Annotated in this window: 12 protein-coding genes; 9 read left to right on the top strand and 3 right to left on the bottom strand. The window is 34.5% G+C overall.

All coding sequences use genetic code 11. The features are described 5' to 3' along the window. Positions 1-20 precede the first annotated feature (20 nt). A complete protein-coding gene (locus I130_RS11850) occupies positions 21-407 on the top strand; it encodes a nucleoside triphosphate pyrophosphohydrolase family protein (RefSeq protein WP_034923321.1) in 387 nt (128 codons plus the stop codon). A 404-nt stretch (positions 408-811) separates the two neighbouring features. Here the strand turns inward: I130_RS11850 and I130_RS11845 are convergent, their stop codons facing one another. Then, entirely contained in the window at positions 812-1,882 is a 1,071-nt protein-coding gene (locus tag I130_RS11845) for a branched-chain amino acid aminotransferase (protein ID WP_034923319.1), read from the bottom strand. A 301-nt stretch (positions 1,883-2,183) separates the two neighbouring features. Between I130_RS11845 and I130_RS11840 the strand changes: the two genes are divergently transcribed. Next, on the top strand, positions 2,184-3,116 hold the full coding sequence (locus tag I130_RS11840) for an isoaspartyl peptidase/L-asparaginase family protein (protein WP_034923317.1): 933 nt from the start codon (positions 2,184-2,186) through the stop codon (positions 3,114-3,116). A 109-nt stretch (positions 3,117-3,225) separates the two neighbouring features. On the opposite strand, the gene I130_RS11835 is transcribed toward I130_RS11840, so the two are convergent. After that, positions 3,226-4,080, bottom strand: a complete 855-nt coding sequence (locus I130_RS11835; RefSeq protein ID WP_034923314.1) for a cyanophycinase — start codon at positions 4,078-4,080, stop codon at positions 3,226-3,228. 113 nt (positions 4,081-4,193) lie between these two features. On the opposite strand from I130_RS11835, the gene cphA reads away from it, so the two are divergent. The 3 genes from cphA (at position 4,194) to I130_RS11820 (ending at position 8,571) form a co-directional block, all read left to right on the top strand. Continuing rightward, positions 4,194-6,830, top strand: a complete 2,637-nt coding sequence (gene cphA / locus I130_RS11830; RefSeq protein ID WP_034923313.1) for a cyanophycin synthetase — start codon at positions 4,194-4,196, stop codon at positions 6,828-6,830. A 90-nt stretch (positions 6,831-6,920) separates the two neighbouring features. Next, on the top strand, positions 6,921-7,604 hold the full coding sequence (mnmD, locus tag I130_RS11825; protein ID WP_034923312.1) for a tRNA (5-methylaminomethyl-2-thiouridine)(34)-methyltransferase MnmD: 684 nt from the start codon (positions 6,921-6,923) through the stop codon (positions 7,602-7,604). A 64-nt stretch (positions 7,605-7,668) separates the two neighbouring features. Continuing rightward, positions 7,669-8,571 (top strand): TIGR01777 family oxidoreductase, encoded by a 903-nt coding sequence (locus I130_RS11820; RefSeq protein ID WP_034923310.1) that lies wholly within the window; start codon positions 7,669-7,671, stop codon positions 8,569-8,571. A gap of 52 nt (positions 8,572-8,623) precedes the next feature. Here I130_RS11820 and I130_RS11815 read toward each other — a convergent pair whose 3' ends face one another. Further along, the gene (locus I130_RS11815) at positions 8,624-9,292 is read right to left on the bottom strand and encodes a YceI family protein (protein WP_034923308.1); all 669 of its coding nucleotides are present in this window, start codon (positions 9,290-9,292) and stop codon (positions 8,624-8,626) included. Between the two features lie 152 nt (positions 9,293-9,444). Here I130_RS11815 and I130_RS11810 point away from each other — a divergent pair, with 152 nt between their 5' ends. The 4 genes from I130_RS11810 to I130_RS11795 form a co-directional block, all read left to right on the top strand. Then, positions 9,445-10,020, top strand: coding sequence for a nucleotide exchange factor GrpE (locus I130_RS11810; RefSeq protein ID WP_034923306.1), 576 nt, complete (start codon positions 9,445-9,447; stop codon positions 10,018-10,020). Between the two features lie 41 nt (positions 10,021-10,061). Then, on the top strand, positions 10,062-11,183 hold the full coding sequence (dnaJ, locus tag I130_RS11805; protein ID WP_034923304.1) for a molecular chaperone DnaJ: 1,122 nt from the start codon (positions 10,062-10,064) through the stop codon (positions 11,181-11,183). Positions 11,184-11,596: 413 nt separating this feature from the next. Continuing rightward, positions 11,597-12,526 (top strand): ABC transporter ATP-binding protein, encoded by a 930-nt coding sequence (locus I130_RS11800; protein ID WP_034923302.1) that lies wholly within the window; start codon positions 11,597-11,599, stop codon positions 12,524-12,526. After that, the coding region (locus I130_RS11795) for an ABC transporter permease (protein ID WP_034923410.1) at positions 12,519-13,331 on the top strand (813 nt) is incomplete at its 3' end. The genes I130_RS11800 and I130_RS11795, both read left to right, overlap by 8 nt.

Below are 13,331 nucleotides of genomic sequence, written 5' to 3'. Positions count from 1 at the left end.
CTTTTAAAACGCAATTTATAATGAAAAGAAGAATTGAAGCCGTACAAGAATTCCATACCGCATTTGGATTGGGAATGAACGACAAACCTATTGCAGATCTTGGAGAGGCAAAGAATATGCTTCGTTTTAATTTGATGAAAGAAGAAAATGAAGAATACCTAGAAGCAGCAAATAATAATGATCTTACAGAAGTAGCTGATGCTTTGGGGGATATGTTATATATTTTATGTGGAACCATTATAGAGCATGGGATGCAACATAAAATTGAAGAAGTTTTTGAAGAGATACAGCGCAGTAATATGAGTAAGCTGGGGGAAAATGGAAAACCTATTTACCGGGAAGATGGCAAGGTGTTGAAAGGACCAAATTATTTTAAGCCTGAGATCTTGAAAATTCTGGAGAAGTAAATAAAGTTTTTTTAAATATAATCTGCGTCATCCTGAATTTATTTCAGGATCTAAAAAGCAATATTTCATAATAATAGAAGCTGAAACAAGTTCAGATTGACGAAACAATAAAAATTAAAGGCGGTTCTTCAGGATAATAACAGTTGTTAGGGCGGAAGTGAAGTAGTTTGTCATCCCGGGGCTAGGAGAGATCTCTGGATAAAATGATTCTGTTTTATTGAGATTCTTCAGTCCACTACGTTTCCTTCAGAATGACAACTCTTTTTTATTGTCATTGCTATAGTTATCGGATGAGGATGACATTCCTCGTAAACCGATTTAGTAAACAGTTATTTTAAGCCATTAAACAAAGAAGCCTTGAAATTAATTCAAGGCTTCTTTAATATTTATAAGTGTTAGAGAGTTTATTTCACTAAATGTCTCCACCCATGCTTATCTTCAGCTAAATTATATTGAATTTTCATCAATTTATCTTTGAAGAAAGTAGCATAAGAATCTGTTAGGTTTGGTAACTCATGTTTATCACCCTTATAGCCAAATCCTGAGATTGGGTTAACAGTAGCCGCGGTACCAGTTCCAAAGATCTCTTTTAAAGTTCCAGCTTTCGCAGCATCTAAAATTTCTTGAACAGGAACTTTTCTTATTTCAACTTTAATATTATTCTCTTCAGCTAGAGTGATCAAACTTTTTCTAGTCACACCATCTAAAATTCTGTCGTTAGTAGGAGTGGTAACTAAAGTATCATTTATTCTGAAGAAAATATTCATAGTTCCAGCTTCTTCAAGGAAACTATGTGTGTTAGCATCTGTCCAGATTATTTGTTGGTATCCTTCTTCCTTGGCCAAATTGGTAGGAAAGAATTGTGCTCCATAATTTCCTGCAGCTTTAGCAAACCCAACACCACCATCTGCAGCTCGGCTATAGTTTTCAGAAAATTTCACTCTCACTTCTCCATTGTAATAAGATTTTGCTGGAGAGCAAATAATCATAAATTTATAATTAGTTCCTGGTGAAGCTGAAACTCCAGGCTCAGTTGCAATTACAAAAGGTCTTATATAAAGAGAATTCCCAAATCCTTTTTTAATCCAATCTGTATCCATTTTTAGAAGTTCTTCTAAAGCAGCAAAAAAATAGTTTTCCGGAAATTCGGGAATAGCCATTCTATTAGAAGAAACATTGATTCGCTTAAAATTATCTTTTGGTCTGAACAGCCAAATCTGGTCTTGGTCGTCTTTAAAGGCTTTCATTCCTTCAAAAACTGCTTGCCCATAATGAAAAACCTTCGCTGAGGGATCTAACGAAATAGGTCCGTATGGCATTATCTTAGGTGCCTGCCAAGATCCATCTGCATAATCACAAGTCATCATATGGTCTGTAAAAATGTGCCCGAATTTTAAATTTTCAAAATCTATTGAATCTATTTTAGAGGTAGGGGCTCTTTCTATATCAATATCGATGGTTGCATCGTTTTTCATTATATTTTTTTTAGTATTTGCAAATTTACCTAAATTAAAACAAAATAATTGTTGAGGGTTTGATTAATTTAACAAGTGTTTATTTTGTAAGCCTATAAACCTCACCAAAATTTATCTTGAACTGCTGAATCTAGTTTTAAATAAATAAGGGTAATTTTTAAATTAATTAATATACCTATGATTTAATATATTTACCCAGCTTATTTAAATGTAGTAATAAAATACCCATAAGTTATTTTAATTATTCATCGAATTTTCTAAATTATTTTACGTTACGGAAAATTAATTATTATTGATTATAATGAAAAACACTATTTCTATTGCAATTCATGGAGGAGCTGGAACTCTTTTAAAAGGTCAAATGACTCAAGAAAAAGAAACAGCCTATAGAGATGCTTTGAAAACAGCTCTAATAGGAGGTTATGAGGTTTTAGAGAAAGGGGGAAGTTCTGTAGATGCTGTTGAAAAAGCTGTAATTATTCTTGAAAACTCACCGTTATTCAATGCCGGAAAAGGAAGTGTTTTTACGGCTGAAGGAACCCACGAAATGGATGCGGCTATAATGGAAGGAAATAAATTACAAGCAGGAGCAGTTTCTTTATTAACAGGAATAGCAAATCCAATTTCATTAGCACGAACCATAATGGATAAAAGTGAACATGTGTTTTTAGCGGGCGATGGGGCATTAGGGTTTGCCAAAATTAACGGGTTTTCATTAGAACCTGAATCTTATTTTTATGATGAACTTAGGTATAATCAATGGCAGGATATAAAAGGGAGTGATAATTTTCAATTAGATCATTCGGTAAAAAAGGATTCTAAATTTGGAACTGTAGGTGCGGTTGCTTGTGATAAAGAAGGAAATATTGCAGCGGCTACTTCCACAGGAGGGATGACTAATAAAAAATGGGGACGAGTTGGTGATAGCCCAATGATTGGCTCTGGAAATTATGCCAATAACAAAACTTGTGCAGTAAGTTGTACTGGGAGTGGCGAGTTTTTTATACGCGGGGTTGTGGCATATGATGTTTCCTGTTTAATGGAATATAAAGGCATGTCTTTAGAGGAGGCAAGTAACGAAGTGATAAATAAGCGTATATTAGAAATTGGGGGAGATGGTGGCTTAATCGCTGTAGATGCAAAAGGCAATATCTCTATGCCTTTTAATACAGAAGGTATGTACAGGGCAAGTAAATCTTCCAGCGGACTGGAGGAAATTGCTATTTATAAATAATTTTTGAAAATTAATCGATGAAATAAAATTATTCTGTTTAATATTTTTCTAGTGGTACAAAGTTAAGTTTATCAAATTTTTATCAATTAAATACGCTATTCAGGATACTTTATAGCATATGTTCTTCGATACTTAATACTTTAACTTTACGTTCCTCAATATCAAAGCGATCCCCAGAAGAAAGTACATGCGTTATTAGATTGGTCATAGTAAGGGGTGTGCCATCTTTTAGGATATCGTAGTTGTTGTGCGTAAGCTTTCCAGGGTCAAAAACGATGACCATTCCCGAACCAATAATTTCACAATAGTTTCCGTTTTTAATTATCAATCCGGTGTCTTCTGCCAGCCCAATTCCTATACGATCGTAATAACGTGCCACGGCTTCAGATAATCTTCCGAATCGTCCTCTTTGAATGAAGTGGGTATCAATTATTATTTCTGGAATTAATGACATTCCCTCACGCATTTTAGTAGCCGATTTAATAAATGATTCCTTACTGCTTCCACCCGTGATCATTTCCATGGACATGCACATTGCACCTGCGCTCGTTCCTGCTACTACAATTTTTTCATTCTGGTAGCGCTCTAATAAAACTTTGTGAAATTGAGTGTTCTTTATATATGTAGTAATTTTAGATTGATTTCCACCAGAAAACATAATGCAATCGGCATTTTTTAACAATTCAAGGTTTTCTTTAAAATCAGCTTCCTCTTTAGAATTTATAAATAATGTATCTATATTATGACATCCCAAAAGATTAAATGCATCAATATAATTTTTGCCTACTATTTCTGGAACTCCAGATGCTGTGGTGATTACTAAAATTTTTGAATCTTTTCCACCACTTTCTAAAACTACACGAGATAAAATTCCTTGGCTAATATAATCTAACCGAAATCTAACTGCCTTATGAAATCCTTTATCTTCATTCCCACCAATAGGAATTAAAGTTCCTTTAATCATAATTAAAAATTAAATTTTGCTGCAAAAATAGTTTAATATTTTACCTATACATAAATTACAATCATAATTCCATTTCTTTCTAATCAGAGAAAAAACTAAACAATTCAGAAACTATGAAAATTCTTGAAATAAATGCAATGCGTGGTCCAAATTACTGGTCAGTTCGCCGACATAAATTAATAGTTATGGTTCTGGATTTAGAGAAAATGGAAGAATATCCATCCAATAAAATAACGGGATTTTCAGATCGACTAAAGAAGATGTTGCCTAGCATGTATTCCCATAGATGTTCTGTTGGAACTCCAGGCGGTTTTTTTGAGCGTTTAGATGAAGGTACCTGGATGGGACATATTATTGAACATATCGCTTTGGAAATACAAACCTTGGCAGGAATGGATACTGGATTTGGAAGAACCAGAGGCTATGGAGAAAAAGGGGTTTACAATGTTGTTTTTTCATATATGGAGGAAAGTGTTGGTCGTTACGCTGCAAAAACTGCTGTTGCAATTTGTGAAGCGTTGATTTCTGCGGAAGATTATAATATGGACACGGATATCCAGCATATGAGGGAATTAAGAGAGTCTGAAAGATTGGGCCCGAGTACTGGTTCCATAGTTGAAGAAGCTGAAAGTCGAGGAATTCCTTGGATTAGACTAAACAAACATTCTTTATGCCAATTAGGATATGGAGCAAATCAAAAGAGAATTCAGGCAACGGTAACTTCAGAAACGAGTAGTATAGGAGTTGAATTGGCATGCGATAAAGAAGATACTAAGCACTTATTAGAACAAGCGGAAATTGCAGTTCCTAAAGGAAATATTATTTCAATTGAGGAAAATTTGAAAAATGCATGTAGTTATGTAGGATATCCATTAGTCATTAAACCTATAGATGGAAATCATGGAAGAGGAATCACGGTAAATATAAATAATTACAATGAGGCTTTAGGAGCATTTAAGGAGGCACAAGAAGTGTCAAACAGGGTAATTATAGAGAGATATATTATAGGAGAAGACTATAGATTATTGGTGGTCAATAATGTGATGGTTGCAGCCGCAAAAAGAACTCCTGCTCACGTAATTGGAGACGGTGAATCTACTATAGAAGATTTGATTATACGCGTAAATAGAGACCCGCGTAGAGGTTTTGGTCACGAAAAAGTACTCACCCAAATTACCATAAATAACTTAACAAAAACGATTATTGAAGGTGCCGGATACACTTTGAATTCGGTGCTGCCAAAAGATGAAAAACTTATTTTAAAAGATACTGCAAATTTAAGTACAGGTGGAACAGCTGAAGACATTACAGATATTGTACATCCTGCAAACGTCTCTATGGCTGAGAGAATTTCAAAAATAATAGATCTCGATATCTGCGGAATTGATATTATGACCACCGATATAAGCAAACCATTATCTGAAACCTGTGGTGCTGTTTTGGAAGTTAATGCTGGACCTGGGTTTAGAATGCATTTAGCACCAACATCAGGACTTGCTAGAAATGTAGCTGCACCTGTGGTTGATAAATTATTCCCTAATCCAGATAATAAGGGAAGAATTCCAATTGTAGCAGTTACAGGAACTAATGGAAAAACAACTACGACTAGATTAATAGCACACATGGCAAAATTAAGAGGTTTTAGAGTGGGATACACGACTAGTGATGGAGTTTATATCCAGAATAGACTTTTAATGCATGGAGATTGTACAGGTCCTTCTAGTGCTGAATTTGTGTTGAGGGATCCTACAGTTAATTTTGCCGTGTTAGAATGTGCAAGAGGAGGATTGCTTCGTGCAGGTCTTGGTTTTGCAAAATGTGATGTGGCAATAGTAACAAATGTGGCGGCAGATCATCTTGGTCTAAAAGGAATTCATACTATAGAGCAATTAGCAAAAGTTAAAGGTGTTTTACCAGAAACCGTTTTGCCAAATGGTTATGCAATACTTAATGCAGATGATGATCTTGTGTATGAAATGCGAAGAGATTTAACATGTAATTTAGCACTATTTTCTATGGATGAAGAGAATCCTAGAATTAAAGCTTTACAAAGAAAGGGTGGTATTACTGCCGTTTATGAAAATGGATATGTCACCTTATGTCGAGGTGCCTGGAAGATGCGAATTATGCGTGCAGAAGAAATTCCTTTAACATATGGAGGTAAAGCAGATTTCATGATTCAAAACGTTTTAGCAGCAGTTATTGCAGCAAATGTAAGAGGAATAAGTATTGAAGATATGAAGGCAGGCTTAGAAACATTTATTCCTTCTCCTTCCCAAACCCCTGGAAGATTGAATCTTTTCGAGTTCAAAAATTTTAAAATTTTATTAGATTATGCGCATAATCCCGCAGGAATGCGCGCCCTTAAAAAATTTACAGACAAACTGGAATGTACAATGAAAGTAGGTATTATTGCAGGTATTGGAGATAGACGAATTGAAGATAATAATGAAATGGGTGCTATTGCTGCTGATATGTTTGATGAAATTATTATTAGACAGGATAAGCAACTAAGAGGTAAAACAGAAGAGGAACTTATTAAAATGCTAGAAGACGGTATCAAAAAGAAAGATCCTAATAAGAAAATTATAATTATACCTTCAGAAAGGGACGCCATAATTCATGCTGTTACTCATGCTCGTAATGGTTCTTTAATAATTTTATGTAGCGATGTTGTACCTGATGCTTTGGACCTTGTAAAAGAATTAAAAGAAAAGGAATCTAGGGGAGAATCAATATTCGCGGGCTAAACGAACCGCTTATAATATTTTAGGAGTATTCTATCAAAGCACACAAGAGCAGCTTAATTCCCGTAATTTTGCTAGAAAATAGAACAAGATTTGAAAAGAGAGATAATAATTACTGGAGATGGATCCTCAACCATCCATATTCCGGAGTGGAATGAGCAATACCATTCTAAACATGGAGCCTTACAGGAAGCCAAACACGTTTTTATTAATTCGGGATTAATTCCTTATTTTAATGAAAACAAGAAAACCGAGATCAGTATCTTGGAAATTGGTTTTGGTACTGGGCTCAACGCATTGGTTACTTGGGAGGAAGCTTCTGCTCAAAATATTGAGATTAATTATACGGGAGTTGAAGCCTACCCAGTCGCAACTGAAGAAGTTGAGAAATTAAATTTTGTTGAGGTGCTTAACGATCAGAAAGCTGAAAGTTTTTTTAAAGCTATACATACTTCAGAATGGGAGAAGGAAATAAAAATTACAGAGAAGTTTAACCTTAAAAAGCAGAAGAAATTCTTTCAAGAAATTGAGGATCATGAATTATATGATCTTGTTTATTTTGATGCTTTTGGAGCAAGAGTTCAACCGGAACTTTGGTCTGTGGAAATTTTTAAGAAAATGTATGAAGCTCTAAAATATAATGGAGTTTTAGTAACCTACGCTGCAAAAGGTAGCGTTCGCCGTGCTATGTTAGAAGTTGGATTTATAGTAGAACGCCTTCCAGGACCTCCTGGTAAGAGAGAAATGTTAAGGGCGACAAAAAAAATAGTGGCATAGCTGTTAAACCTAGTGAAAATGTTAGCTTACATCTAAGTTCTCCATTAACTTCAAACAAAAAAATATGCGAGTTTTAATAACAGGTGCTACGGGATTAGTGGGTTCAAACATCGCTAATAAATGTATTAAAAAAGGAATTGAAGTAAATTACTTAACTACTAGTAAGGATAAGATAGAAAACAAACCAAATTATAAGGGTTTCTATTGGAATGCTTCCAAGAATGAAATAGATGCTAATTGCATAACAGATGTAGATGCAATAATTCATCTGGCTGGTGCGAGTATCGCTAAACGATGGACTTCTAGTTATAAAGAGGAGATAATAGATAGTAGAGTGGAAACTGCTAAACTAATATTTAACACTTTAAAGTCTTCTGAAAATAGTGTATCGCAGTTTATTTCGGCAAGTGCTATCGGTATTTATCCGAGCTCTTTACAAAAACTATATACGGAGGAGGAATCTAATAAAGATGATTCTTTCCTTACAGAAGTTGTAGAGAAATGGGAAGCTGCAGCAGATAGATTTAAAGAATTGAAGATTAAAGTTTCAAAAGTGCGCACAGGATTAGTATTGGCAAAAGATGGTGGAGCATTGCAGAAGATGAAAGAACCAGCAGATTTTAATTTGGGCGCAGCATTTGGAAGTGGTAAACAATGGCAATCCTGGATTCATATAGAAGATTTGGCAAACTTATATATCCATATTCTGGAGAAGAATTTGGTAGGTGTATATAATGGTGTGGCTCCTAATCCTGTAACAAATAGTGAATTAATGGAGGGTATTGCTAAGCAATTAGATAAAAATGTATGGTTACCAAATGTTCCTGCAATTGCTCTTAAAGTAGCTCTGGGAGATATGTCTACTGTAGTTTTATCCAGTCAATTAGTAAGTTCAGATAAAATAGAAAATACAGGATTTTCGTTTAAGTACAAGAATTTGACGAAAGCCTTGGAAGACTTGTTGTAAAAAAAAAAGAGGCTGCAATTTGCAGCCTCTTTTTTTAATTATCTAATTGAAATTAAGCTTTCTTAGCTTTAACTTCAATCATCAATTCAATCTCATCATTGATGAATTTATCTCCTAATCCGTCAAAAACAGATTTAGAACCATAATTCACATTCCATTTAGTTCTATCGATATTAAATTTTTCACTTGTTAATTCCATAGTGTCTTCATTCATATTGATAGTTACCGGAAATTCAACATTTTTAGTAACATCTTTTAAAGTAAGATTACCTTGTAACATTGTTTTTCCATCTTTCTCAGAAATTCCAGTAACTTCAAAAGTTCCAGTAGGATACTTGGTTACATTAAAGAAATCTCCTTCTTTACCTTCTACAGTTCCAGTAAGGTGCTTTTCAAGATTCAATTTATCATCTCCCTCAAGGTCTGTTACCAAGATAGATTTCATATCAATTACAAAAGTTCCACTTTCAATAACGCTATCATTAGCTTTAAAAGTTCCTTCTGTTAACTTGATAGTTCCTGTGTGAGTTCCTGTAGGTTTTTCACCTTTCCAGTTAATTACAGAGGTTGTAGTGTCCACTTCAAAAACAGCAGCTTCCATAGTTGCATTTGCAACTTCTTGAGCATCTGTAGTTTCAGCTTCTTTATTTTCGTTTTTACATCCTACAACTGCCAATCCTATTGCAGCAACTGTAAACATATTCAAAATTGTTTTTTTCATTTTAAACGTAATTTTTAATGAGGTGCAAAAGTAACTACCTAATTAACACCCCCTTCATAATTATATATTAAATTTTTTAAAGTGACATTTTGACATTTTAATAGGATTGGCAACAAATTTGTCCTTTGCATGAAAACAAATTTTGCGCAACGATGGATAAACATAAGGATACCAATAATACTGAAGAGAATAATAAGGATTCTGTGAAAGATCATATAGAAGAACTTCTAGATGATGCTATTGAAGAAGTAGAGGCTGGAGCAGATGGAGAGCAGCTTTCTGAGAATGATCAATTGAAAGCAGATCTTGAAAAGGAAAAAGATAAGTTTTTAAGGCTTTTTGCTGAATTTGAAAATTTTAAAAGACGCACCTCTAAAGAGCGAATTGAATTATTCAAAACCGCTAATCAAGAAGTTATGTCAGCTATGTTACCCGTTTTAGACGATTTTGACAGAGCGATGAACGAAATTAAAAAAGCTAAGGATAAAAACTTACTTAAAGGAGTAGAGCTTATTTATAACAAATTTAATGAGACTTTGCTTAATAAAGGTTTAGAGCCAATGAATGTGAAGCAAGGTGATGTTTTTGATGCAGATATGCATGAGGCAATCACTCAAATTCCAGCTCCTTCAGATAAACTGAAAGGAAAGATAGTAGATGTGGTAGAGCGTGGATATATGCTTGGAGAAAAGATTATTCGCTATCCAAAAGTGGTGACAGGAAAATAAGATATATCTAACGTCACTACTAAAAATTACAAAATCACGAAATGAAAGAGGATTATTACGAAATATTAGGATTAAGCAAAAGTGCAACGAAGCCTGAAATAAAAAAGGCTTACAGAAAGAAAGCTATAGAGTTTCACCCAGATAAAAATCCGGGAGATTCTAATGCAGAGGAGTCTTTTAAAAAGGCTGCTGAAGCATATGAAATTCTTAGCAATGACGATAAGCGTGCTAAATACGATCGTTTTGGTCACCAAGCATTCGACGGCGGTTTTGGCGGCGGAGGTGGCGGCGGAATGAATATGGATGACATATTCAGCCAATTTGGTGATATATTTGGCGGCGGTGGCGGCGGCTTCTCTGGTTTTGGTGGTTTCGGCGGTGGCGGTGGTCAAAGACGAGTAAAGGGAAGTAACTTACGTATTAGAGTGAGTTTAACCCTGGAAGAGATCGCAAACGGTGCTGAGAAAAAGATAAAAGTAAAGCGAAAAGTCCAAGCAGAAGGAACTACTTATAAAACATGTTCTACTTGTAGCGGAACAGGACAAGTAACCCGAATCACTAACACAATTCTAGGAAGAATGCAAACTGCATCTCCTTGTACAGTTTGTGGTGGTGCTGGTCAAACTATAGATAAGAAGCCTGCAGAGGCAGATGCTCACGGACTAATATCTCAAGAAGAAACTGTAACCATAAAAATCCCAGCAGGGGTGGAAGATGGAATGCAATTAAAGGTTTCAAATAAAGGAAATGAGGCTCCCGGGAATGGTATTCCAGGAGATCTTTTAGTTGCTATTGAAGAAAAAGCACATCCAACATTACAACGTGAGGGAGACAATTTGCATTATGATCTTTATATAAGTTATTCTGAAGCTGTTTTAGGAGCAAGTAGAGAAATAGATACAGTTTCTGGAAAAGTGCGAATTAAGATAGATGAAGGAGTTCAGTCTGGAAAAATATTGAGACTCCGTGGTAAAGGGATCTCTAATATTAATGGTTACGGAAAAGGAGATCTTTTAGTACATGTAAATGTTTGGACCCCAAAAGTCTTAAACAAAGAGCAAAAAGAATTTTTCGAGAAGATGGCAACTGATGAAAATTTTCAGCCTAATCCAGAAAAAAGCGACAAATCGTTTTTCGAGAAGGTAAAAGATATGTTTTCATAATTAAGAAAACTTTAAGATAATTTTTATATATTTGAGTATCACTAATCTAATTAGTGATACTTTTTCTTTTTCATAGCAATTTTTTTCCCATCCTTAATATCATTTAAGGGTGGGTTTTTGTTTTTAGGAGAATTGTAAGATCCTCAAAAGATTCTCGATTTAGTGAGATCAGTTGCTTGGAACATATTATCCTTCAGATTGCATTCATGCTGTTTTATAACTTTCAGAATGTTGTTATTAGTAACCGGAGAAGATCCAATAATTACACTTTTGGTTGGGGAGGAGGTAGAAATTTGAATTACTGAATGGAAATTGAATTTGCATAAAGTTGATTCTTTAAAGTAAAATAAAATCTTAGCTATATAAAAGCATTTCTGCGCTATTTCAATATATTTACGAGATAATAAACTTTTATGGACAATCTTCTGGTTGCAGAAAATATTTGCAAACAATTTGGAAATTTCACAGCACTTAATAATGTATCCATCAATATTCCTAGGGAAAGTATTTTCGGATTGCTAGGGCCAAATGGTGCAGGAAAGACCACTTTTATAAGAATAATCAATCAAATAACCATGCCCGATAGTGGAGTGGTGTATTTAGATGGAAAACCTTTGCATCCCAATGATGTTTCCCATATAGGATATTTGCCAGAGGAACGCGGTCTTTACAAATCTATGAAAGTTGGAGAGCAGGCCCTTTATCTTGCTAGACTTAAGGGTTTAACCAAGGCTGAAGCTAAAGAGCAATTGGATTATTGGTTCACTAAATTAGATATTAAACATTGGTGGGATAAAAAGATCCAAGAGCTTTCTAAAGGGATGGCTCAAAAAGTGCAATTTGTAATCACTGTGCTTCACCGTCCTAAATTATTGATCTTCGATGAACCCTTCAGTGGATTTGATCCTGTAAATGCAGATCTAATTAAAAATGAGATTTTACAACTCCGTGATGAAGGTGCTACGATCTTGTTTTCTACCCATAGAATGGAAAGTGTAGAAGAGTTGTGTGATTATATGGCACTGATCCATGAGTCGAATAAATTACTGGATGGGAAAGTAGATGATATTAAAAGAGCGCATAAGACCAATACTTTTGAAGTTGGAATGAATCCATTCAACGAAAGTGAATTGTTATCAGAATTAAATAGCAATTTTAAAGTAGGAAAAGCTCAGTTTAAATCTCTTTCAGACGATTTGAAACTTAGTATTCAGATTAAACCAAATGAGTCTCCAAATGATCTTTTACAATATTTAATTACAAAATCTAGAGTGAATCATTTCGTTGAGGTTGTACCTTCAGTAAATGATATCTTTATTAAAACCGTTACTAAAAATGAATAACCTCAATTTAATTATTCAAAGAGAGTATCTGGCAAGGGTAAGAAACAAGACTTTCATTGTAATGACCTTTTTGAGTCCGCTAATTTTAGTAGGAATGTTCTCATTGATCGCCTATTTAAGTATGCTTAATAATAGTGAAACTCATACTATTGCAGTTAAAGATGACAGTGATCTATTTAAAGGGGAATTTGAAAATAAGGATGAAATAGATTTTGTAGATGTATCTTCTATTTCCTTAGAGGATGCAAAACTATTAGTTAAAGAAAAAGAGTATTACGGAGTATTATATATTCCAAACATTCAAAATAATGCTGAGCTCGCTAAATCTATTCGATTCTTTGGAAAGGAAGCTCCGTCTATTGGCATTCTTAGGCAAATTGAACGCACAATTTCAGAAAATCTAACTACTCGAGAGCTTATTTCTCGTGGATTGGATATTTCGCAAATTAAAGCTGCAGAGGCTCAGGTTGATATTCGAATAGAAAATTTTGAAGGTAAACGAACTTCAAAAATGTCCAACTATATTAAAATGATATTTGGAGGTGCGGCAGGATATCTTCTTATGATGTTTATTATTATTTACGGGAATATGGTAATGCGAAGCGTTATTGAGGAAAAGACTAATAGGATAATTGAAATTATAATTTCTTCAGTAAAACCTATCCAGCTAATGCTTGGAAAAATTATAGGAACTTCTCTGGCTGGAATTACCCAATTCTCTATTTGGGTTGTCTTAGGAACTATACTATTATTTATAACCTCTTCTCTTACTGGCATGGATATAATGGCAGGGCAGCCGCAAATG

It is taken from the genome of Gillisia sp. CAL575 (assembly GCF_000403785.1).
Lineage (GTDB): Bacteria > Bacteroidota > Bacteroidia > Flavobacteriales > Flavobacteriaceae > Gillisia.
This window is presented reverse-complemented; position numbering and strand designations above follow the sequence as displayed.